The following is a 23124-nucleotide window of genomic DNA, read 5'->3' as shown; positions in this document are numbered from 1 at the left end:
AGTATCCATTGAACTAGGACAAGAAATGAAAAACAATAAAAATTTAGAGTTTGGCAATTTTGGTTCTTACTTTGCTTAAAAACTCGGCAGAAATGCCAAGATAAGAGGCAATGTAATGTTGAGCGACGCGTTGTGACAGTGTAGGATAATGTTCGAGAAACTCTATATATTTCTCGGTGGCTGTTTTAGAAATGGTATTAAATAAGCGATCTTGAGTAACTGCTAGACTGCGTTGCATCAATATTCGAAAAGCTCTTTCAAACTTGGGAGCTTTCACAAATAAAGTCTCTTTTGTTTCAGGACTGAACATAAAAAACTCACAATCTTCTAATGTTTCGATACTTACACGACTCGGTTTATCTTCATAAATACTAAAAGAAATATCGCTTATCCAAGCATTTTCAATGGCAAATTGAAGAATAACTTCAAAACCATTGGCATCAATATAATATTTCCTGACACAACCCTTAATAACAAATGCTTCAAAATTGCACATTTCGCCTTCATGAAGCAGAATCGTTTTTTTAGGAACAGTTTTATATTCCAATAAAGAATTGAAAATTTCCAGTTCTTCCGGTTCAAAAGCCACATAACGACTGATATTTCTATTGATTTGTGCGAACAAAATATTTCTATTTTTAGAAAACTAAAGGTAGAAAAAAATGCGAATTAATAATGCCCAATAAATATATTAAATCAGCAACATTTCCGCAAAAAAACAAAAACCACTCGCAATTAAATTCCTATTTTTGCTTTGATAAATAAATAATACATCTTTTATGCTCATTATAGGAATTGCAGGTGGAACAGGAAGCGGAAAAACAACCGTAGTACATCAGATTATGAATGAATTACCGGAAACAGAAGTAGGTATTATTTCACAAGACTCGTATTACAAAGAAAACCACGGGCTTTCATTTGATGAAAGAGCGCTTATCAATTTTGATCATCCGCGTGCTATTGATTTCGAATTATTAGTTACTCATCTGAAAGAACTTAAAGAAGGAAACAACATCAACCAACCCGTATATTCCTTTGTAACGCACAATAGAACTGATGATACCGTTTTTACACATCCCAGAAAAGTGATGATTGTTGAAGGTATTTTAATATTGGCAAATCCAGAATTAAGAGATTTATTTGATGTGAAAATATATGTTCACGCTGATTCTGACGAACGATTAATCCGTCGGATGCGACGTGATATTGCAGAGCGTGGCCGTGATATGCATGAAGTCATCAATAGATACCAAACAACATTAAAACCTATGCATGAGCAGTTTATAGAACCTACAAAAGCATTTGCAGATATTATAATACCAAATGACAAATACAATACCGTAGCCATAGACGTAGTTCGGGCGGTAATAAATCAAAAAATACTATAATTTAGTTTTAATCTAATTCATTAATAAGAGCGATTTTCCAATTTCCGTTACGATCTTTTTTTTTGGCAAAAAATAAAAAAATTTTTCACTTTAAATGAAGTTCACTGGATTCCAATGAAGATAGAAATTAAGTGAAGTAATCGGGGCTAAAAAAATAAAAATGACAAATCCGTATAAAGACAAATCTTGGTTTAAATTTTTGAGTAACAAATACATTTGGGTCTTGTTATTTTTTGCCACTTGGATGGTATTCCTCGATAACTATTCCTATTTCGATCACCGCTTTCTGGACAAGCAAATTGAAGAGCTGGAAGACAATAAAAAGTATTACCAAGACGAAATAAAAAAAGACCAAGAGAACATCAAAGAATTAAAGAATTCCGAACAAATAGAAAAATACGCCCGCGAAAAATACTATATGAAAAAAGATAGTGAAGATATTTACATCATTGAATTCGAAGGCGACACGATTGAAAAAAATAAATAATTAAAGATTTTAATTATTCAAAATTATAAAATAATCAACAAACAAAATGGCTGTAAACCTTTTCGATGATTTCAATCCCATTTCTTCCAAACAATGGAAACAAAAAATCCAATTTGAACTCAATGGAGCTGATTATAATGAAACCTTAGTTTGGAACTCTCCCGAAGACATTCAAGTAAAACCATTTTACCATAAAGATGAATTCAAGAAAGCTTTTGCGCTTACTACAAAAGCAACTCAATTCAAAATTTGTCAAAACATATTTGTTTATGATTTTGAAAAATCAATAGAAAGAGCCTTAGATTCGTTAAAACGTGGTGCGGACAGCCTTCGGTTTATAATAGAAAATGAATCCATTGACATCACAAAATTACTGGAGAAATTACCTTTAGAAAAAGTAACCGTTTACTTCCATTTGAGTTTTATCTCAATCGATTTCGTGAAAAAAATTGATGCATTTGCAAAGAAAAATAATACGCAAATTTTCTGTAATCTCGATCCAATTGGACAATTAGCCAAAGACGGAAACTGGTTTGTAACCAAAGAAAAAAGTAATTTTGAAACACTCAATTTACTTTCGGCAACAACAACCGCAGTGTCTTTAATAAGTATCAATACCGCTTTGTATCAAAATGCAGGCGCAAACATGGTGCAGCAAATTGCCTATAGCTTAGGCCATGCCAATGAATATTTCAACCGAATTGAATTTATAAATCAACCAATCGTTTTCGAAGTTGCTGTTGGGACAAATTACTTTTTTGAAATAGCAAAATTACGTGCTTTACGATTACTTTTTAATCTAATAGCCAAAGAATATAACCACAATCTAGATTGCAACATTATCGTTTCACCAACAAAACGCAACAAAACATTATATGATTATAACGTAAATATGTTGCGCACCACAACTGAATGTATGTCGGCAATTATTGGCGGAGCAGATGCAATTGCTAATCTACCTTACGATGCGTTGTATCATAAAGACAATGAATTTGGAGACCGAATCGCAAGAAATCAATTATTGATTCTCAAAAATGAAAGTTATTTTGACAAAGTCAATAATCCGGCTGATGGAAGTTATTACATAGAAAGCCTGACCAATCAATTAGCCGAAAAATCATTAGCATTATTCAAGGATATGGAGTCTAATGGTGGTTTCTTGAAACAACTTAATGACGGAATCATCAAAAGAAAAATTCAAGAAAGTGCTGATACGGCCCAAGAATTATTTGATAATGGTAAAGAAATTTTACTAGGAACAAACAAACATCCCAACAAAGCCGATAAAATGAAACACGATTTAGAACTGTTTCCTTTTGTAAAAGTCAAACCGAGAAAAACATTAATTACGCCAATAATCGAAAAACGACTGGCAGAAAAAATAGAACAGGAAAGACTTGAAAAAGAAGGCTAAGATTTAGTATTCCGTTAAAAAATTATTTCCAAAATAGTATAATTCATTGCTGAAAAATGAAAAGAAAAGAGCTACAACATATTCAATTAGAAAGTAAAAAGTCGAAAGTCGAGAGTGACAGTTTACGCGCTAATGCATTTATGACAGCCGAAGGAATTGAGCTAAAACCAACGTATTCCGAACAAGACATTGAGCATCTTACTCATCTTGATTTTGGAGCTGGTTTTGCACCAAATTTACGCGGACCTTATGCAACCATGTACGTTCGTAGACCATGGACAGTACGCCAATATGCTGGATTTTCGACTGCTGAAGAAAGCAATGCTTTTTACAGGAGAAACTTGGCTGCGGGTCAGAAAGGACTTTCCATCGCTTTTGATTTACCTACTCATCGCGGGTATGATTCGGATCACGAACGCGTAGTGGGTGATGTCGGAAAAGCGGGAGTTGCGATTGATTCTGTCGAAGATATGAAAGTATTGTTCGACCAAATTCCGCTAGAGGAAATGTCAGTTTCCATGACCATGAATGGTGCTGTCTTACCTATTATGGCTTTTTATATTGTTGCAGCAGAAGAACAAGGCATAAAACCCGAATTACTTTCAGGAACGATACAAAATGATATTCTTAAAGAATTTATGGTGCGCAACACCTATATTTATCCGCCAACCCCTTCGATGAAAATTATTGCTGATATTTTTGAATTCACCAGCAAAAAAATGCCGAAATTCAATTCGATTTCTATTTCAGGATATCACATGCAAGAAGCGGGAGCCACTGCAGATATTGAATTGGCATACACACTAGCCGATGGATTGGAATACATTAGAACTGGATTAGCAACGGGGATGAAAATTGATGAATTCGCTCCACGCCTGTCCTTTTTCTGGGCGATTGGAATGAACCATTTTATGGAAATTGCCAAAATGCGTGCAGGAAGAATGATCTGGGCAAAACTGGTTAAACAATTCGAACCAAAAGACGACAAATCATTAGCGTTGAGAACCCATTGCCAAACATCGGGCTGGAGCTTAACAGAGCAAGATCCTTTCAACAATGTGGCGCGAACGTGCATTGAAGCTGCAGCCGCCGCTTTTGGAGGAACACAATCTTTACATACCAATGCTTTAGATGAAGCAATTGCGTTACCAACAGACTTCTCGGCAAGAATTGCCAGAAACACGCAACTCTATTTACAAGAAGAAACTAAAATCACAAAAACAGTAGATCCTTGGGCTGGAAGTTATTACGTGGAAAGTTTAACGAATGAAATTGCCGAAAATGCTTGGAAGCTGATTGAAGAAGTGGAGGAACTAGGTGGCATGACCAAAGCCATTGAATCCGGAATTCCAAAACTTCGAATCGAAGAAGCTGCGGCAAGAAAACAAGCGCGAATAGATAGCGGCCAGGATATTATTGTGGGCGTTAATCAATACCGATTAGAAAAAGAAGACCCTTTACAGATTTTGGATGTGGATAACCAAATGGTTCGTAAACAACAACTGGAACAATTAGACCGAATAAAAGCGACCCGAGATACTGAAAAAGTAGAAAATTCTCTGAAAAAATTAATCCTTTGTGCTCAAACTGGCCAAGGCAATTTATTAGAAATTGCTATTGAAGCTGCCAGAAACCGGACAACGTTGGGAGAAATTAGTGGTGCGCTGGAAACAGTTTTTGGAAGATATAAAGCACAAATTAAATCCTTTAGCGGCGTGTATAGTAAAGAAATAAAAGACGACAAAAGTTTTGAAAAAGCAAAACAAATGGCAGATGCCTTTGCAAAACTAGAAGGACGCCGACCTCGAATTATGATTGCCAAAATGGGACAAGACGGACATGATCGTGGGGCAAAAGTTGTTGCTACCGGTTACGCCGATGTAGGTTTTGATGTTGACATTGGCCCACTTTTTCAAACACCGGCTGAAGCTGCAAAACAAGCGGTAGAAAACGACGTGCATATTTTAGGGGTTTCCTCTCTTGCGGCAGGTCATAAAACCCTTGTCCCTCAAGTAATCAATGAACTTAAAAAATACGGTCGGGAAGATATTATGGTAGTTGTAGGCGGAGTAATTCCTGCACAAGATTACCAGTTTTTGTTTGATGCTGGTGCGGTTGCCGTATTTGGACCTGGAACAAAAATTAGTGAAGCAGCTATCAAAATATTGGAAATTCTGATGGAAAGTTTAGAGTAAACAGATTCCTGTTATATTAATATTAAAAACATCAATCGAAAGGTTTGTGTTTTTTTGTATCGTTTTTCAATCTCAATTACAAGCACGAATTCCTATTAAAAAAAGTTTTTTTTAGAGTAGTTACTTTTAACATTGCATACAGAAAAAATTAACTTAATGGGCTGAATAAATATGTTAATTTTACTAAAGACAATATGTTTTTCAAAATACTTATTAAAATAATTTTTATTAAAATGTTAATATACAATTTATTAAGATGATTAATAAGAAAAAAAACAATACCACTTAGCATTTATTTGCTCATTAAAATGTATCTTATTTAATATTAATTTAAAACCAAATATCATGAAATCATTACTTATTATTTTGATGTTTTTAGGTTTATGCTCACCATCTTATTCACAAGATCAGAAGAAAGATACCGTTCAGGGAAAGATGAAAATCACAGAATTACCACCAGTTGTAATCAAAAAAGCAGGGAAAGATTTTGCAGTATATCTTCCGGATAATAACCCGGATAAAGGTGTGCAAGCTGTAGAAGAAAAATTCATCGGTTACGACCTTGGAAAAGATTATGAGGGGTTTGAAGAATACCTTGTGGTTCTGAGTACCGCAAAAGGTACTTTATCTGCAACTTATAATGAGAATGGAAAATTAATGCGTGTGGTTGAAGAGTATAAGAATGTAAAACTTCCCAGTGAGGTAATTTATTCCATTTACAGAGCTTATCCCGGATGGGCAATTGTAAACGATCAATTTCTCTATACCCAATCAAAAGGAGATGTTGTAAAGAAACAGTATAATGTTAAGATTAAAAAAAACAAGGAAGTCGTTAAACTAGTAGTTCGTCCCGATGGAGAAATTATAAAAATGAAATAATAATACTATTTTTAATAGAATAAATAAAGAGGTTGCCAAATATACATTGGGCAGCCTCTTTGCTTGAATGAAGTAAACCTTTTATATGTTTTTTATAGTTGCATTACTATCCGCAACAATAAACGAAGTATCATACCCGCCAAAGGATTTCATATAACTACGTATGGAAGTGCCGTAAGCATCCCGAAAATATCTTTTCCCTTTAGTTTTCAAATATTTTCTTACTGAACCTGGACCTCCAAGATGTGCAGCGGCCAATATTCCAGATTCCGTTATGCGAATTCCATTCATTATTGTGCCTTGATATTTTTCAATTTCCTTTTTCAGCTCCCATTTATTTTGTGCTAAAAGAGCAATAAATGCTTTTTCCTGCATTTCGGGGCTATTCAAAAAAGCAGTGCTATTGCGCACACCAACTGATTTTAGTGTTTCTACACCAAACTGGTATTTGCCTAAATATCCGAGTGAATTAATTTTTTTGTATTTGCTTTCAGATTCTCTGTATCCGATTGCTTCTTTGAATCCAATAAAGAAATTTCCAGTAAAAGGGATATTCAAATTGGTGTAATCTTCTTGTTTTTCAGATGGAAATAAGTAGTGTGATCCATCTTCTTCATGTACTAGAAACCAAGAGTTGGTGTCTAAATTAAAGGGTTTAAAACCCGAGCTTAAAAAAGCGACAATAATTGTCAAACCTGTATAAAAATACCATTTCTTTATCATAAATTGTTTTTCTTCAAAACGCTGTCCCGTTAAGAAATTTCTACGTGCAAAGATAGGTAAAAAATAATTATACTGATAATCAATTAGTTAAAGTTTTCTAAAAATAGATTAAGTGGAATTTAACATCGTTGAAGAGCACCATTTCAATCGTTGGAGCTGGTATTTTTACTGTATTTAAAACTGAAAAAAGAGTCTTTAAAAAGTGGGATTTTGTATTAATTTTAGTCAAATCGACATCAAGACTCAGGTAAAATTGCCTGTATCTTTGTCGATTTAGAGTCCGAAATTGTACCTCATTTTGTCTATTTCCGGTTATCATTCCTTCGGCTCCATAACCCAAAGCAAGATTCAGCCATTTTGGTATTTTTGAGCCTTTGGCAAAAGAATATAAATTGACCGAAAACCAATAGGTTTGTCCATTATAATCTTTTAGAATTTGTTCTGTAAATGAACTCCCTAAAACTGCTGGTCTTTGATTTGCATATTGGGTGATATGAAAAGAAAATTTAGGGGTTATACGCTGTTCTTTCCACAGTAATTCTTGTGAAACATATAAAGCCGTTCCGGAAGCATTTGCAATTACATCCCCGGATGAAGCGCCCCATTCCGAAGAATAACCGTCCATCACCTCAACAGCTGTCAAAAAAGCAAACCCCAAACCCGCTCCGTAAATCAGTTGGTTCTTTTTACTGGCTCCACTCCACTGCAACATTTCGGCACCAAATCTTCCTAAATGATACGAAGAGAAAGAATGCCCCAATTTATCCATTTGAAGCCACTGGGAATTATCATTTATAAAATGAAAATCAGATTTGGGATAATCGGCATACCAAAACTGGTTTAAGCCCACCAAAATCCCGGAAGCCAATACAGTCTCAGAGATCACAACGGTTTGTTGTCTTATCTTATTTAACGAATCCGATGGTGTCAGGAAAGTATCAATTGCATTTTGTGAAAAACCCGTTTGATACCCAGTCAAAAACAAGAATAAAAAAAGCAGCTTTTTAAATGTCAAAACTATCTTTTTACACCTTGACTGTTTATCCAATCTGAATATTTCTTGGCATTTTTATTATGTTCTTCTAAAGTAGCAGCAAATTCATGGTATCCAAAACGTTCCACACTCGCACAGAAATAGATAAAGTTATTTTTCTCCGGATTTAAAACGGCTTCCAATGCTGTAATATCAGGCATTGCGATAGGTCCGGGAGGAAGTCCAATATTTACATAGGTGTTATAAGGAGAACTCATTGTCAAATCTTTATAAAAAACTCTTTTTATAACCTGATCAAAATCATTTGATTTCTTTTTTATCGCATAGATCACTGTTGGATCCGCTTGCAATGGCATTTTCGCTCTTAAACGATTCAAATAAACGCCGGCAATTCTTGGTCTCTCGTCTTTTTTTACGGATTCTTTGTGTACTATTGAAGCCAAAATAGTTGCTTCAATTGGGGTTAATCCTTGTTTAGCGGCTTTAGCAAAACGTTCCTTATTCCAAAAATTTCTATATTCTTTAATCATTTTATCTCGGAATTTTTCAGCCGAGGTATTCCAATAGGTTTCATACGTATTAGGAATGAACATCGCCAAAACATTTTCATCAGTAAAACCATTTTCTTTCAAAAAAATGGAATCTTTAAATGAAGTCAGCAATGATAAACTGTCCGCTTCAATTTGGGACCCCACACGTCCTGCAAAATTCTCCAATCGTTCCTGATTATTGAAAGCCAATTTTACTGGTACATTGATTCTCAAAGTTTTCACTAAATCATAACTATTCATTCCTTTTGTAAATAAAAAGCGACCTGGTTTTACATTTTCCGGATAATCTCTTTTGCTTGCAACCATTTCAAAACGATTCATATTTTCGATATAAGGAGCAATTATTTTTTTAACATCTTCGTATTTAGAGTCTGTTGGAATGTACACATAGAGTTCTTTATCTGTAAATTTTGTATTCGCTGAAAAAATTTGGCGCAATAAAATAAATCCATAAACTATTAATACTGATATTAATACAACAGATATGATTGTTATAATTTTCTTTAAGTTCAAAATAATTATCTTTTTAAATTACTACGCCAGTTCGCTGACGCTCGTGTGATTAATTAATTGAAAAATAGCTTCGTTTTTATAAACGCCTTTGACTAAATTCCAATCCTTTTTTATTCCTATCCTTTGAAAACCAAATTTAGTAAAAAGAGCGGTACTTGCTACATTTTCTGTTCCAATATTTGCATATAATTGATGTAGGTTCAGATGATAAAAAGCGTATTGGATTAATAGTCCTAATGCTTCCGAGCCAATATTTTTTTTGCGGTTTTCATTACCTTGAATTACAATCCCGACCCCTGCCCTATTATTTTTTGGATCAAAATCAAATAAATCGATTAATCCCAAAGCCGGAAAATCCTGGTCTTGGCAAATGGCCAATCGCAATTGCTTGGCTTCATAAATATCCTGATGCGCATTTTCCAAATATTGCTTTACTAAAAACCGACTGTAAGGCGTATGCGTATTGCTCACTTCCCAAATACTTTGATCGTTTTCAATAGCGTAAATAAACTCCAAATCATTAGGTTCAAGTGCGCGGATGTAGATATTTTCTCCTTTTAATGTTATCATTTAGGTATCAGGTTCTTGATTTTGGTTTTTAGTTATATTTCGATAGTTCCTTTAAACACAAATTCAGCTGGTCCTTTTAAGAAAACATTGGTAAACTGTCCGTCCTTTTTATCAAAAGAAACAACTAATTTTCCACCTTCAACATTCAAATCTATTGAGTTTGCTTTTGTTTCACCCAAAACATTCATTGCGATTGCTACTGCAGTTGCTCCCGTTCCACAGGCCAATGTTTCATCTTCCACTCCTCTTTCATAGGTGCGAAGCGAAAAAGTAGTTTCATCTATTTTTTTTACAAAATTGATATTGCTTCCTTGTTTTCCATACAATTCACCGTATCGAATGCTTGCTCCGTTTTCTTTGACATTGTAGTTTTCTAAATCTTCCACCAGTTGTATATGATGTGGTGAACCGGTATTCATAAATACATAATCCGGAGTAATTTTCACCTCATCTACATTTATCATTTGTAAAGAAACTATTCCATTGTCGGCAACTGAGGCATGATGCAACCCATCTGTCGCAATAAAAGTAGCATTGTCGTCAATAACGTTTAGCTTTTTGGCGAAAGCCACTAAACATCTTCCACCATTCCCACACATGGAACTTGGATTTCCATCTGAGTTGTAATAGACCATTTTGAAATCAGTTTCCGGGTCATTTTCCAATAAAATAAGTCCGTCTCCACCTATCCCAAAACGCCTGTCGCATAAGTGGGCTATAAGTTGAATATTTTCTTTTGGAAAAATTGCCTGTCGATTATCAATCATCACAAAATCATTTCCTGTTCCTTGGTATTTATAAAATTCTATTTGCATCTTATTTAAATTGATATATACAAAAGTACGAACTATTAATGAAATGTTAATCATTGTTAAAGAGCGTTAAACTGTTTTATAAAAAAGCAATTTAACGCTATTTTTACTTTAAAATAATTTAAAAACGAATTCTAATATGAAACGATTTTCAACACTTTTTTTAATATCATTGCTGAGTGGAGCCGTAACATTAGGGGCTTACAAATTATTATTTGACAATGATGGTTATTTTTCGAATAACAAAGACTCTATCACCACCTTAGCCTCCGATTCCTATGGAAAACGCGTAGGATTATCCGCTGAAAATGTTGATTTTACAGAAGCTGCAGAAAAGACCATTCATACGGTAGTTCACGTAAAAAATGTATCGCGTAAAACGGTGACCAACCCAATGCTTGAATATTTTTACGGCTACGGTGGGCAGCAACAGCAAGAACAAATAGGAACGGGTTCCGGTGTGATTATTTCTGAAGACGGTTATATCGTAACTAATAATCATGTGGTGAAAGACGCCTCGGAAATTGAAATTACTTTAAATAACAAAAAATCATATAAAGCCAAACTCATTGGAACCGATTCTAAAATGGACATTGCTTTATTGAAAATCGATGCAGATGAGAAATTACCGTATACTGCTTTCGCCAATTCTGATTCGGTGAAAATTGGGGAATGGGTTTTGGCAGTAGGAAATCCGTACAACTTAACTTCAACGGTAACCGCAGGAATTGTTTCGGCAAAAGCCAGAGATTTAGGTACTAGCGGCATTCAGTCTTTCATACAAACAGATGCAGCGGTAAATCCAGGAAATAGTGGTGGCGCATTGGTAAATACACGTGGCGAATTAATAGGTATTAACACGATGATTTCATCCATGACGGGTTCTTATGTGGGTTATTCTTTTGCAGTTCCGTCAAATATTGCCCGAAAAATAATTGAGGATATTATGGAATTCGGTAATGTGCAAAGAGGAATTCTTGGAGTTGAAGGTGGCGAATTAAACGGAACTGCTTCAAAAGAATTAGGCATTTCCCAAACACAAGGATTTTACATCAAAAACGTGACTAAAAATTCCGGTGCCGAAAAATCCGGACTTGAAAAAGGAGATATTATCGTAAAATTAGACGACCAAAATGTGGCTACTTATGCCGATCTTTCCGGGTATATCAATACTAAAAGTCCTAATGATAAAGTTCAAGTAACCATTATCAGAGACGGAAAAAACAGAATTGTTCCGGTAATTTTGAGTAAAAATGAATTTTTCACTACGGAATTCAAAGGTCTGGAATTGGAAAACATAAATTCGGCTGATAAAAAGAAATTCAACCTGAATTTTGGTATTAAAATTAAATCTGTTACCAATGAAAACCTCAAACAATATGAGGAAGAACTCAAAGGAAATATTATTCTGAGTATTGATACTATAAAAGCAACAGATATAGAAACAGTCTCTAAACTTTTAGACAAAAAGGACGAAAGTCAAAGTATCCGAATTGAGATGATTAATAAAAACGGAGAAATTATAAAAATTATAATCTAATACTTATATTCTCAAAATGAAAGCCACCTTGTAAACCGAGGTGGCTTTTAAAAAAAAAAAAAAATCATAAAACAAGTTACGAAATCGATTGAAATGGGTATTTTTGCGCAAAATTTAAAAAATTATTAATTTATTTTACAAATTTTCACATGAGCATTATATATGAAAAAGAAGTTTCTTTTCAAGCCGAAAGAAGACGTGCAGGAGTAGAATTAATAAAAATCATCAGTGATTTATGGTATGAAAAATCAATTGAAATGGTTTTGTTTAGAAATCAATTAATTGACAAAAACGTTAGCGAAATCATCAACTTGCACGAATATGCAGGTGAATTCGTGGGCAAACCAATTTCTGTGTTTGATTCAGTAGAAATTGCCCGGGCTGTTTTAGAATTAGATTTACCGCCTTCAAAATTGGATATTGGTAAACTTACGTATGAGTATCGTTTAGAAGAGGATAAATATCCTGACACCAGACATTTTGTACTAGACAAATTAAAAGATGCCAAATCATCTGAAGAAATTCAACCTAAAGATGTAGTGTTATATGGTTTTGGCAGAATTGGAAGATTGTTAGCTCGTGAGTTACTTTCGAAAACAGGAAAAGGAAACCAATTGCGATTGAGAGCCATTGTCACCCGTGATAAAAACGATGCTACTTCCCTGGAAAAAAGAGCTTCCTTATTGCGTTATGATTCTATTCACGGTGATTTTCAAGGTTCAGTTGTTGCTGACACAAAAAATAATACGCTGATTATTAACGGCACAACCGTTCCTGTAATATATGCAAACACACCCGAAGAAATTGACTATACCATTTACGGAATCAACAATGCTTTGGTTATTGATAATACTGGCGCATTCACAAATCATGAAGCTTTGAGCAGACATTTAGTTTCAAAAGGAACCGATAAAGTCTTGCTTACCGCTCCCGGAAAAGGAGTTCCAAATATTGTTCATGGTGTCAACCAAAATGAATACAATCCGGATGAAATAAACATTTTTTCGGCTGCGTCCTGTACTACGAATGCGATAACTCCAATCTTGAAAGCCGTTGAAGATACTTTAGGTGTTGTAAAAGGACATTTAGAAACTATTCATGCGTACACTAACGACCAAAATTTGGTTGATAATATGCATAAAAAATACCGTCGTGGTAGAGCTGCTGCCTTAAATATGGTAATTACCGAAACTGGTGCAGGAACCGCTGTTGCCAAAGCATTACCATCGCTTGAAGGAAAGCTAACTTCTAATGCCATCAGAGTGCCGGTTCCTAATGGTTCTTTGGTAATTCTAAATCTTGAAGTGAGCAGAGTAACTTCTCTACAGGAAATCAACGCCATCATGAAAAAATACGCTTTAGAAGGCGAACTGGTAGAACAAATAAAATATTCGTTGAACAACGAGTTAGTTTCTTCGGATATCGTGGGGACTTCGGCACCTTCCATTTATGACAGCAATGCAACAATTGTTTCTAATGATGGAAAGAATATCGTCTTATACATTTGGTATGATAATGAATATGGGTACAGCCACCAAGTCATCCGACTGGCGAAATATATTGCTAAAGTAAGACGTTTCACGTATTACTAACATTTAGGTTACAGGTTGTACGTTGCTATTTTAGTTTTAATTTTAGTTTTTTAATTTTTTGTAGCGCAACCCAACCTGAATTAAATAGAAAATCCGTTTTATTAAATTGAAACGGATTTTTTTGTTTTTTGAATTACAAACTAAAATTCATCTAATTTAAATCGGTAAAACAGTGGTACTCTTTACTTCTGAAATAATAAAAAAACTATTAATCAAGGAAACCTCTGGTAAAACAGATAATTTTTTTTGATGAAAATAATGATAACTTTCCATATCTGGCAATACGATTTTCAACATATAATCAAAATTTCCAGAAACAAAATTACATTCTACCACTTCTGGCATATTTAAAATTGCCAGATTAAATCCTTCTGAGATGTCATAATTCTGTTTCACGAGTGTCACCTGGCAATACACTGTCAGGTTTTTACCTAATTTCTTTTTATTCAAAATAGAAACATACTTCTCAATAATTCCTTCTTTTTCCAAACGCTTTACCCTGTCATGAACCGGTGTTAGCGAAAGGTTGATTTGATTGGCAATATCTTTCAGTGTCAAATGTGCATCTTCTTGAAGAAGACGTAAGATTTTTTTGTCAGTTTCGTCTAGTATCATAATTTGTCGATTCTTTTTTTAGGTACAAAAGCAGTTTTTTTTTCTTTTTAGAAATATAAAAAAACTCATATTCAGAAATATTTCATGCTAAATTACCAAATAAAAAGAATATTTCCTTAATTTGATGCCAAATAGCAATAATATTTTCTTTATATATAAATTTGTAATGCAATTAAATTAAAACATTTAAACACATCACTATGATAATCGGAATTCCTAAAGAAATCAAAAATAACGAAAACCGTGTTGCACTTACTCCTGCAGGTGTTGCCGAATTCAAAAAACAAGGTCATGTCGTTTATGTTCAAGCAAGTGCTGGTGAAAATAGTGGTTTTAGCGACAAATCATATGCTGAAGCTGGAGCAGCGTTATTGCCAACTATTGAAGACGTTTACAGCATTGCTGAAATGATAATCAAAGTAAAAGAGCCTATCGCTTCTGAATATCCTTTGATTAAAAAAGACCAATTATTATTTACCTATTTCCACTTTGCATCCTCTGAACCATTGACGCATGCTATGATTGAGCGTGGCGCAATATGTTTGGCATATGAAACTGTTGAAAAAGCAGACCGTAGCTTGCCTTTATTAGTACCCATGTCAGAAGTGGCGGGTCGTATGTCAATTCAGGAAGGTGCTAAATATTTAGAGAAACCATTAAAAGGAAAAGGAATCCTTTTAGGTGGCGTTCCGGGAGTTCCTCCTGCTAAAGTATTGGTTTTAGGTGGTGGAATCGTAGGAACACAAGCGGCTAAAATGGCAGCAGGTTTTGGTGCTCAGGTAACCATTATGGATGTAAGCTTAGCGCGTTTGCGTTATTTATCTGATGTAATGCCGGCTAATGTTACCACTATAATCTCCAATCATTACAATATCCGTGAAGCAATTGCTACAGCCGATTTAGTTATTGGAGCTGTCTTAATACCAGGAGCCAAAGCCCCGCATTTAATCACTCGTGATATGTTGAAATTAATGGGACCTGGAACGGTAGTAGTAGACGTAGCTGTTGATCAAGGAGGTTGTATCGAGACTTGTACGCCAACCACACATGAAAACCCAACTTTTATCATAGACGATATTGTACATTACTGTGTGGCTAATATGCCAGGCGCAGTACCTTATACTTCAACATTGGCGCTTACAAATGCTACTTTACCTTACGCGTTGCAATTAGCAAACAAAGGATGGCAAAAAGCATGTGCCGAGAATGAAGAATTGAAAAAAGGATTGAACATTGCCAACGGAAAAATCCTTTACAAAGGAGTTGCCGAAGCTTGGAATCTCCCTTTTCATGAAGAGTTAATGTTAGAAAACACTGTTAACTAATATTAAACAAGTGCTTACTACACTAGAAAAACCCGTCTTGTCACAAGGCGGGTTTTCTGTTTTTATAGTATAAAGTAAAGTATTTTTGGTGTGACCTCCAGCAAACTAGAAATCAGATTCCAGTATTCAATCTCAGATTACAATCTCATATCTGCAATCTGAATACTGATCACTCCAAAAACTACTCTTTTGGTTTCGTCATATAATAAACCGGAATTCCTGTAAGCATAATCAACACTCCCCAACCACAAGTCGAGAATTTAGTCAACAATAAAGAAATACATATTGCCGATGCTACAATAATGTATAAAAACGGCAGAAAAGGATATCCAAACGCTTTATAAGGTCGTTCCACATCTGGCATCTTCTTGCGAAGTATAAAAATTCCGTAAATAGTCAAGATGTAAAAAATCAACACAATGATAATTACAAAATCCAACAAATCACCGTATTTCCCTGTCAAACACAAAATCGAAGCCCAGACACATTGTATCCATAAAGCCCAAGCGGGAACACTTGCATCGTTTAACACCGCAGCTTTCTTGAAAAACAAACCATCTTTTGCCATGGTATAATAGACTCTGGCTCCTGCCATAATCAATCCGTTGTTACAGGCAAAAGTCGAAATCATAATCATCACCGCAATGATAATCGTCCCCATATCTCCAAAAGTATATTGTGAAGCCACAACCGCTACCCTGTCAGATTTTGCAGTAGCAATTTCGTCCAAAGGAATTACGGCGAGGTACATTAAATTCGTCAGTATATAAATAATGGTGACAATAAAAGTTCCCAAGAACAAACTCAAACCTACATTTCGCTTTGGATTTTTAATTTCACCCGCTATAAAAGTAACTCCCACCCAAGCATCACTGGAAAACAAAGAACCCACCATCGCTGCCGAAATTCCGGTTAACAAAGCCGTTCCGCCTATTGGCATCCAAGAACCACTTTCGGTATTGAAGGCTCTGGAACTAAATGCATTTGTCCAGTTGGCATTCCAAATTTCCGCTTTAGCAGCAAGAATAAAACCAAAAATTATTAATCCAAACAATGATAAAATTTTAATAACCGTCAAAACTGTTTGCATTATTTTACTGTTCTTCACCCCGCGACTGTTGATGTAGGTCAGTAAAATAATCGTGATTATAGAAACAATTTGGGCTGCATTGAGCTTGAAAGAACCTATTTCGTACAGAATATTTTCGTCACTTAATGGAGGAACCAAATAAGCCGCAAATTTTGAAAACCCAACCCCAACCGCGGCAATTGTCCCCGTCTGAATCACCGCAAAGAAACTCCAACCGTAAAGAAAGGCAATCAGTTTATTGTACGCTTCTTTAAGATATACGTACTGTCCGCCTGCTTTGGGAAACATAGCACTCAATTCGCCATAACTAACCGCCGCAATAATGGTAATCAATCCCGAGATCAGCCAAATTAAAATCAGCCATCCTGCTGAGCCCACTTGTCGGGCAATATCGGCACTTACAATAAATATTCCCGAACCTATCATAGAACCCACCACAAGCATGGTTCCATCAAGCAATCCTAATTCTCTTTTAAAATCTTCTGGTTTTTGGTCTTCCATATTTTTGGGTTTTGGGGTTTTGGTTGGCTAAAGATATACTTTTTTTAGAAATTTAAAAAAATGGAGAAAAGGATGCGCAATAATTTTAAAGTTTTGGGCGTGACCCTCCGTAAAAACTTTGGGTCGTGCTGTACGCTATATCTTTATTTTCTTAAAGAAAGTAAATAAAGGATGCCGCTTCCATCACTCACGCAAAACCAATACCAAAGACAACAATGCTTTCGTTGATTTATAGTTGTGGATTACGTTGTGGTGAATTATTAGCGCTTCAGCCCGTTCATATTGACTCCAAAAGGAATATTGTATTACTTAAAAACGCAAAAGGAAAAAAAGATAGAATTGTGCCCTTAAGCCCAAAAATACTCGATATGCTAAGAGAATACTACTCCTTATATAAACCAAAAAAATATTTGTTTGAAGGGCAAGTAGCAGGAGTTCCTTATGATAGTCGGAGTTTACAACAAGTACTCAAACAAGCATCACATAAAGCCCAACTTACAAAACCAGCTACACTACATTGGTTGCGACATAGTTACGCCACTCATTTACTAGAAAGCGGAACCGATCTGCGTTATATACAAGAATTACTAGGCCATAATAGCAGTAAAACTACAGAAATTTACACCCATGTGAGTACCAAAAGTATCCAACAAATAAAAAAGTCCATTTTGATGATTTGTAAGATAAAAATTAAAATGTATATTTGAAAGTAATACGCTACAGAGTAGCGCCTATATACAAGTTACCAGCAAGGCTACAGCAACAGTGCAAACTTGACACAAACAAATTGAAATATGATAAATAAGGTAGAAAGTCTTGTTTCCATTGGGAAATACCGCAACTACAATGCTGTTGGACAAGTTAATTTTAATAAACTTACCCTAATTTATGGGGATAATGGAGGTGGAAAAACTACTTTAACATCTGTTTTTCGCTCTTTAACAACAAATAACCCCGACATAATCAGAAGTAGAATTTCTACAAATCATACAATACCACAAGTTGCACAGATTACGCAAAGAGCAACGCCAACAAATATTTTTCATACTTTCGGTTCCGGAGGTTGGTCAGTTCAATTTTCAGATATTGAAATTTTTGACATTCATTTTGTCAATGAAAATATTTATTCTGGTTTTGATTTTAACGATGAACATAGAAAACAATTACATCAATTTGTAATTGGTGCTCAAGGAGTTGCTATCCAAAACCAAATTGAGCAAAATAAAATTGCAAAAGCAACTTCAAGACAAACTCAAACGAGTATTGAAACGCAACTAATTCAACAAGTCGGAAATAATCTAACACCTGATTTAATTAATAGCTTTTTAGCTATTCCTATTTCAGAAACGGCTAATATCGACCAATTAATTACAAACGCAGAGACTGTTTTAGCAAGTGCAAATGCAACTAAAATAATACAAACGCTACAACCTCTTTCCAATCTTACAAGAATTACTACAGGTATAAACTTTGTTTCTCTTATTGTTGACTTACAGACCACATCGCAAACTATCCAAAATACAGTTTTAGAGACTTTGTTTTCTCAACACTGTTTAGATTTATCTGCTAACACGATAGTTGGACCTGAAAGTTGGTTACAAAAAGGATTTGCATATGTTGAAAACAAACAAGAGAATACTGAATTAAGTATTTCCTGCCCATTTTGTACACAGTCCATTGATGCGAGTTCTGATATTCTAATGTCTTTTGCAAGTAAATTCAACGCTGATTTTAATGCTTTGACTGAAAGACTTCAAAATCATTTATTATCACTTCAAGACTTTAATTTAGAAGCGACTATACAATTAATAAACAATGTAAATCAAACTAACACAGGAAGAATTTTAAATTGGACAGCACATTTACCAAATACTATTCAACCACCAGCATTTAATATAATTGCTAATGAAACTGATTTAAGAACAGAATTTCAAAATTTAATTACAGCGGTTCAACAAAAAATACAGAATCCAACATTAGCAGTGGCTCCCGCGACTGCTAATGCTTTTGAAATTTCTGAACTAGCAATTAATAGTAATATTGTTAATTACAATCAAAATGTAGTAATATACAATACTGCAATATCAACTTTTCTTTCAAGCATTCAAACTGTTGCAACTGCACAACCTGAAGTAGATAGACTGAAAAGGATTAAAAAGAGATTTGAAACTCCTATTGATACATTTTGTATTCAACTTACTACTGAAAAACAAACATTAAGAGGATTAGAAACAACATATACACAATTGTCTCAACAACAACAAACGTCAGCAACAGCCTTTTTCAATAATTACCAAACTCAAATAAACCATTATTTAGGAAATGTTTTTAGAACGCATTTCAGAATTGACAATGTTGTTCACGTTGCGCCACGAGGAAGAGCTACACAAAGCCAAATCGGATACAAACTGACAATTGACGGAAAAGATATTTCATTTGCACCCAACCAACCATTTAATGCAAAAGAATGTTTAAGTGAAGGCGACAAAAGCACAATAGCTTTAGCTTTCTTTTTATCAAAACTTGACCTAGACACAAACAAGCAGAATAAAATTTTAGTTTTTGATGACCCTTTATCAAGTTTAGACACAAACAGACGAACATATACGATCGGGATTATTAAATCATTGTTTCAGCAATTAAAACAAGTAGTTGTTTTGAGCCACAATGAATTTTTTCTTCACGAAGTTGGAAAAGACATTGCCATAGCTCAAAAATGTACACTTCGCATAACGGAAGATTTTTTAGCGAAAGCTTCAAAAATTGAAGTTTGCGATTTAGACGAATTGGTCAAAATTGATTATTTCAAACACATTGAAAGATTAGAATCATTTAGAAGTAACCCTGATATTAATTTAAGAGATTCTATTTTAGGTAGGCTAAGAAATGTTTTAGAAGCACATTTGCGATTTAAATTTTACAAAGAAATTCGTTCACTGACAGGACAACCAACTTTCGGCAGATTAATTTCGTTTCTAAATACATTTCCAGTTACATTTAGAGACAACACAAATAGAGCGGACATAATATCAAAACTACATTTAATAAATGGTGTCTCTTGGAAATCTCATCACGGAGATCCTAATCCTGATTATACCACATTAGGTATGAATCCAAATACAATTACAGTTACCGAATTGGACAATTTAATACAAGATACTCTTACTTTGATAGAAACCCGATTATGACAACATAACACATAAAAGCCCAGCTGGTAACAGCCACTACAACGGATTTGGGCATTTGGCTTAATGTAAAGTTGGTTTTCTATTTGGGATGATTTGGCAAATCCGAAAATAGGGCTTCCTTATTCCGCCACATCGCCAAGCTGCGGGACGTCAAACTATCTAATAACCTCTTTTCCTCCCGTCAACATTTTTGTGTTAAAAATCACTCCCCGAAGTCTTAGCCGGTCCATACTGAGCAAAATCTCCCGACTTTGCGCCCACAATGCTAGGTCAGCAATCCTAATCTCAATCAAAGAACTAGAACAAGAATCCCGGTTTTGAGTAGTTTTTTATGCTTGATTTGAAGTTAATCAAAACGAACCTCATTCTTTACATATCTGCGTAAGTACACTAAAACCTTAGTAACGATTTTTCTGATAACAGAACAATAATCGCAATTCAATATGCCTTTTTTGGAAAGAAAAACATTAAATCCATACCTTAGTTTTCGCAAATATATATTTAAAATTAAATTTATGGAACCTAAAATGATATGGGCGAATCTTGTCTCAAATGACTTAGACAGGACAACCAAATTCTACACAGCATTAAATTTTAAAACAAATGGCGCTCGTACGGAAGAGTTGTCGAGTTTCTTTTTTGGCAAGGATAAATTTATCATTCATTTCTTTGTAAAAGCAAGATTTGAAAGCTTTGCGAACAGTGACGCTGCAAATCTTGAAAAACAAAACGAGGTAATTTTTTCTCTTTCCGCTCAAAGTAAAGAAGAAGTTGATCAATGGTTCATAAAAGTCAAGAAAGCTGGCGGAAAAATTTATGCTGAACCGCAGGAATTTGAAAAGGGATACACATTTGGATTTGCAGATCCAGACGGTCACAAATTTAATGTCTTATATTGGCCGGGAATGTAATTCATCCTGCCGCAATCTCTTTCACCAAATGACACCATCAGTTCTGACCAACTTTTCTAAATACCGACAATCAGAAAAAAATACTGACTTATCTTTATCCATGGGCTGACCTCTGGTCATCCGTGCCTCATTAAAATATAAAAATATGTATTCCAAAAAATTGATCTTTTTATCTTTAACTGTTTTACTTTTATTTACTTTCAATATTTTTAGTCAAGTTACACTCCCGAAAATTCTGGGACATAACATGGTTTTACAATAACTAAAAGACGTACCTGTGTGGGTAAGTCTAAATTTGTTCAGGCCATGCTAGAATACAGTGAATTTCAATCCGCAGTGAAGGGAAATAGAACTCCTGAGGATGATTTATAGTAAATAATCACAACATTGCATTTTTATACCATCGAAAATACATGAATCTAAGTCCAGAACATCTCGGTTGGGACGCGGCATTAAACCAAGGATTCAGGCTTCTAAAATTGAATCAAAATTCCAAATTACTTCACGACTTAATTACTATAACAACGTACAAAATCGGGAGACTTCACACCGTATATTACAAAAGGCTCGAAATGACGTTTAAAACTTCTCGTTTTTTAACAAAGAAAAATACATTATTTTCAAGTATTTTAACAACATATCCACACATTTGCAAAAACCATCCTTAACATCTATATTGTATCCGATTATAAACACTAAAACCAAAATTTATGCCAGCAGGAGGTAGCGTAACGGGTAGAATACTAAATTGTGTTCCCTCTTTTGATAAAGAAAACGATTGGACACTCGATAAGGCAATTGTTGAAGGACTAGTAATAACTGACTTTCCTGAGATTTTTGATTTGCGTGAAGACTGGTGGGAAGTTGGAGATCAACTCGAAACATCTGCATGCGTCGGTTGGGCGTCTACACATGGATTACTTAGATGGCATCTTGTTAAAGAAAACCGTATCAGCAAAGACGATCAACTCTCGTCATGGTTAACTTGGATGGCTGCTAAAGAAACAGATTTAGATGCTACTACAACACCCGAAGACATTAATTCCGGCGTATGCTTGAAAGCTGCACTGGACGTATTACGAAAATATGGTGCTGTTCATGAAAAGAACCTTCCTTTAGACACATACCAATTCAGCAAGAAATTCAAAACAACGGAATTCACTGATTTAGCCGGGCAGATGAGGATTAAAGGGTACTACAGAGTAATCAACAACGATGATTGTAATGTAGATTATTTACGCATGTGGATTTCAAGTCAAGGTCCTGTACTTGCTTTGGTGGACACAGATAGTCAGTGGGTTCGAACCTCAGAACACCAGTTTAAAGTGTATGATAAGGAAAGTTTAAATGGTGGTCACGCTGTGGCCATTGTGGGATACACAAAAGATTATTTCATCGTTCGCAACAGCTGGGGTACCGATTTTTGCGACAATGGTTATGTTTATTGTTCAAACGAATATGTAACCAAGGCATTTTGCGAGGCATACGGGATATTACTTTAAGAATAAAAGCAAACAAATAAAACCGCATCAACTGTGCGGCTTTGTTTGTTTTAGGAACTTGTCTCGTCCTGTGAAGAAGAAAACGAGATTCTTTACTTGGTTTTCATTGGCGGTAAGTCAAATGCTTCTGCTTCATGTTCAAAATTGTTACGGTGTGAACCATCACAAAAAGGCTTATTTGAGGATAATCCACAACGACAAAGACCCAATGCAGTTCTTCCTTCGAGTCCATAAACTTTCCCTTCAAAGTCCATTATTTCGAAATCACCCTCTATTTTTATAGATCCATTGCGATTAACTATTAGTTTAGTCTTACTCATAATACAATTTAATT

General features: G+C 34.9%; 21 protein-coding genes. 12 read left to right on the top strand and 9 right to left on the bottom strand.

Annotated features, from left to right (window positions below; all coding sequences use genetic code 11):
• Positions 1-43: 43 nt before the first annotated feature.
• Positions 44-625, bottom strand: a complete 582-nt coding sequence (locus tag ACM55G_RS11485) for a Crp/Fnr family transcriptional regulator (protein WP_416844067.1) — start codon at positions 623-625, stop codon at positions 44-46.
• 154 nt (positions 626-779) lie between these two features.
• Here ACM55G_RS11485 and udk point away from each other — a divergent pair, with 154 nt between their 5' ends.
• From udk to ACM55G_RS11460, 5 genes are all read left to right on the top strand, one after another.
• Positions 780-1388: a uridine kinase gene (gene udk / locus ACM55G_RS11480; protein ID WP_416837033.1), complete on the top strand. Its 609-nt coding sequence runs from the start codon at positions 780-782 to the stop codon at positions 1386-1388.
• 160 nt (positions 1389-1548) lie between these two features.
• Positions 1549-1875 (top strand): FtsB family cell division protein, encoded by a 327-nt coding sequence (locus ACM55G_RS11475; RefSeq protein WP_416844066.1) that lies wholly within the window; start codon positions 1549-1551, stop codon positions 1873-1875.
• A gap of 46 nt (positions 1876-1921) precedes the next feature.
• Positions 1922-3289: a methylmalonyl-CoA mutase subunit beta gene (locus tag ACM55G_RS11470; protein ID WP_416844065.1), complete on the top strand. Its 1368-nt coding sequence runs from the start codon at positions 1922-1924 to the stop codon at positions 3287-3289.
• Positions 3290-3345: 56 nt separating this feature from the next.
• Positions 3346-5484, top strand: a complete 2139-nt coding sequence (gene scpA / locus ACM55G_RS11465) for a methylmalonyl-CoA mutase (protein ID WP_416844064.1) — start codon at positions 3346-3348, stop codon at positions 5482-5484.
• Positions 5485-5829: 345 nt separating this feature from the next.
• Positions 5830-6363, top strand: coding sequence for a hypothetical protein (locus tag ACM55G_RS11460; protein ID WP_416844063.1), 534 nt, complete (start codon positions 5830-5832; stop codon positions 6361-6363).
• 81 nt (positions 6364-6444) lie between these two features.
• Here the strand turns inward: ACM55G_RS11460 and ACM55G_RS11455 are convergent, their stop codons facing one another.
• The 5 genes from ACM55G_RS11455 to dapF form a co-directional block, all read right to left on the bottom strand.
• Complete coding sequence (locus tag ACM55G_RS11455) at positions 6445-7086, bottom strand: peptidoglycan-binding protein LysM (RefSeq protein WP_416844062.1); 642 nt, start codon at positions 7084-7086, stop codon at positions 6445-6447.
• Positions 7087-7183: 97 nt separating this feature from the next.
• Complete coding sequence (locus ACM55G_RS11450; RefSeq protein ID WP_416844061.1) at positions 7184-8101, bottom strand: DUF2279 domain-containing protein; 918 nt, start codon at positions 8099-8101, stop codon at positions 7184-7186.
• A 2-nt stretch (positions 8102-8103) separates the two neighbouring features.
• Entirely contained in the window at positions 8104-9144 is a 1041-nt protein-coding gene (gene mltG, locus ACM55G_RS11445) for an endolytic transglycosylase MltG (protein ID WP_416844060.1), read from the bottom strand.
• Between the two features lie 21 nt (positions 9145-9165).
• Entirely contained in the window at positions 9166-9714 is a 549-nt protein-coding gene (locus ACM55G_RS11440) for a GNAT family N-acetyltransferase (protein ID WP_416844059.1), read from the bottom strand.
• 32 nt (positions 9715-9746) lie between these two features.
• Positions 9747-10529, bottom strand: a complete 783-nt coding sequence (gene dapF, locus ACM55G_RS11435; protein ID WP_416844058.1) for a diaminopimelate epimerase — start codon at positions 10527-10529, stop codon at positions 9747-9749.
• Positions 10530-10665: 136 nt separating this feature from the next.
• Between dapF and ACM55G_RS11430 the strand changes: the two genes are divergently transcribed.
• Positions 10666-12066, top strand: a complete 1401-nt coding sequence (locus tag ACM55G_RS11430; protein ID WP_416844057.1) for a S1C family serine protease — start codon at positions 10666-10668, stop codon at positions 12064-12066.
• A 149-nt stretch (positions 12067-12215) separates the two neighbouring features.
• Positions 12216-13658 (top strand): glyceraldehyde-3-phosphate dehydrogenase, encoded by a 1443-nt coding sequence (locus ACM55G_RS11425; RefSeq protein WP_416844056.1) that lies wholly within the window; start codon positions 12216-12218, stop codon positions 13656-13658.
• Positions 13659-13814: 156 nt separating this feature from the next.
• Here ACM55G_RS11425 and ACM55G_RS11420 read toward each other — a convergent pair whose 3' ends face one another.
• On the bottom strand, positions 13815-14273 hold the full coding sequence (locus ACM55G_RS11420; RefSeq protein WP_416844055.1) for an Lrp/AsnC family transcriptional regulator: 459 nt from the start codon (positions 14271-14273) through the stop codon (positions 13815-13817).
• Between the two features lie 200 nt (positions 14274-14473).
• On the opposite strand from ACM55G_RS11420, the gene ald reads away from it, so the two are divergent.
• The gene (ald, locus tag ACM55G_RS11415; protein ID WP_416844054.1) at positions 14474-15598 is read left to right on the top strand and encodes an alanine dehydrogenase; all 1125 of its coding nucleotides are present in this window, start codon (positions 14474-14476) and stop codon (positions 15596-15598) included.
• Positions 15599-15779: 181 nt separating this feature from the next.
• Here ald and ACM55G_RS11410 read toward each other — a convergent pair whose 3' ends face one another.
• Positions 15780-17189 (bottom strand): APC family permease, encoded by a 1410-nt coding sequence (locus ACM55G_RS11410; RefSeq protein WP_416844053.1) that lies wholly within the window; start codon positions 17187-17189, stop codon positions 15780-15782.
• A gap of 215 nt (positions 17190-17404) precedes the next feature.
• Here ACM55G_RS11410 and ACM55G_RS11405 point away from each other — a divergent pair, with 215 nt between their 5' ends.
• The 4 genes from ACM55G_RS11405 to ACM55G_RS11390 all read left to right on the top strand — a co-directional run bounded on the left by ACM55G_RS11405 (position 17405) and on the right by ACM55G_RS11390 (position 22790).
• Positions 17405-17896, top strand: a complete 492-nt coding sequence (locus ACM55G_RS11405; protein WP_416844052.1) for a tyrosine-type recombinase/integrase — start codon at positions 17405-17407, stop codon at positions 17894-17896.
• An 87-nt stretch (positions 17897-17983) separates the two neighbouring features.
• Complete coding sequence (locus ACM55G_RS11400; protein ID WP_416844051.1) at positions 17984-20377, top strand: AAA family ATPase; 2394 nt, start codon at positions 17984-17986, stop codon at positions 20375-20377.
• Positions 20378-20892: 515 nt separating this feature from the next.
• A complete protein-coding gene (locus tag ACM55G_RS11395) occupies positions 20893-21288 on the top strand; it encodes a VOC family protein (RefSeq protein WP_416844050.1) in 396 nt (131 codons plus the stop codon).
• A 710-nt stretch (positions 21289-21998) separates the two neighbouring features.
• On the top strand, positions 21999-22790 hold the full coding sequence (locus ACM55G_RS11390; RefSeq protein WP_416844049.1) for a C1 family peptidase: 792 nt from the start codon (positions 21999-22001) through the stop codon (positions 22788-22790).
• 92 nt (positions 22791-22882) lie between these two features.
• Here ACM55G_RS11390 and ACM55G_RS11385 read toward each other — a convergent pair whose 3' ends face one another.
• Positions 22883-23110 (bottom strand): CDGSH iron-sulfur domain-containing protein, encoded by a 228-nt coding sequence (locus ACM55G_RS11385; protein ID WP_416844048.1) that lies wholly within the window; start codon positions 23108-23110, stop codon positions 22883-22885.
• Positions 23111-23124 lie beyond the last annotated feature (14 nt).

It is taken from the genome of Flavobacterium algoriphilum (assembly GCF_048158655.1).
Taxonomy (GTDB): Bacteria; Bacteroidota; Bacteroidia; order Flavobacteriales; family Flavobacteriaceae; genus Flavobacterium; species Flavobacterium algoriphilum.
Note: the sequence above shows the minus strand (reverse complement) of the source record. Positions and strands in the feature narration are given on the sequence as shown.

Excerpts from the sequence above, each read along its gene's own strand:
- udk (WP_416837033.1), top strand. The coding sequence starts at position 780 with ATGCTCATTATAGGAATTGCAGGTGGAACAGGAAGCGGAAAAACAACC.
- ACM55G_RS11475 (WP_416844066.1), top strand. The coding sequence starts at position 1,549 with ATGACAAATCCGTATAAAGACAAATCTTGGTTTAAATTTTTGAGTAAC.
- ACM55G_RS11470 (WP_416844065.1), top strand. The coding sequence starts at position 1,922 with ATGGCTGTAAACCTTTTCGATGATTTCAATCCCATTTCTTCCAAACAA.
- scpA (WP_416844064.1), top strand. The coding sequence starts at position 3,346 with ATGAAAAGAAAAGAGCTACAACATATTCAATTAGAAAGTAAAAAGTCG.
- ACM55G_RS11460 (WP_416844063.1), top strand. The coding sequence starts at position 5,830 with ATGAAATCATTACTTATTATTTTGATGTTTTTAGGTTTATGCTCACCA.
- ACM55G_RS11455 (WP_416844062.1), bottom strand. The coding sequence starts at position 7,086 with ATGATAAAGAAATGGTATTTTTATACAGGTTTGACAATTATTGTCGCT.
- ACM55G_RS11440 (WP_416844059.1), bottom strand. The coding sequence starts at position 9,714 with ATGATAACATTAAAAGGAGAAAATATCTACATCCGCGCACTTGAACCT.
- dapF (WP_416844058.1), bottom strand. The coding sequence starts at position 10,529 with ATGCAAATAGAATTTTATAAATACCAAGGAACAGGAAATGATTTTGTG.
- ACM55G_RS11430 (WP_416844057.1), top strand. The coding sequence starts at position 10,666 with ATGAAACGATTTTCAACACTTTTTTTAATATCATTGCTGAGTGGAGCC.
- ACM55G_RS11425 (WP_416844056.1), top strand. The coding sequence starts at position 12,216 with ATGAGCATTATATATGAAAAAGAAGTTTCTTTTCAAGCCGAAAGAAGA.
- ACM55G_RS11420 (WP_416844055.1), bottom strand. The coding sequence starts at position 14,273 with ATGATACTAGACGAAACTGACAAAAAAATCTTACGTCTTCTTCAAGAA.
- ald (WP_416844054.1), top strand. The coding sequence starts at position 14,474 with ATGATAATCGGAATTCCTAAAGAAATCAAAAATAACGAAAACCGTGTT.
- ACM55G_RS11410 (WP_416844053.1), bottom strand. The coding sequence starts at position 17,189 with ATGGAAGACCAAAAACCAGAAGATTTTAAAAGAGAATTAGGATTGCTT.
- ACM55G_RS11405 (WP_416844052.1), top strand. The coding sequence starts at position 17,405 with ATGCTTTCGTTGATTTATAGTTGTGGATTACGTTGTGGTGAATTATTA.
- ACM55G_RS11400 (WP_416844051.1), top strand. The coding sequence starts at position 17,984 with ATGATAAATAAGGTAGAAAGTCTTGTTTCCATTGGGAAATACCGCAAC.
- ACM55G_RS11395 (WP_416844050.1), top strand. The coding sequence starts at position 20,893 with ATGGAACCTAAAATGATATGGGCGAATCTTGTCTCAAATGACTTAGAC.
- ACM55G_RS11390 (WP_416844049.1), top strand. The coding sequence starts at position 21,999 with ATGCCAGCAGGAGGTAGCGTAACGGGTAGAATACTAAATTGTGTTCCC.
- ACM55G_RS11385 (WP_416844048.1), bottom strand. The coding sequence starts at position 23,110 with ATGAGTAAGACTAAACTAATAGTTAATCGCAATGGATCTATAAAAATA.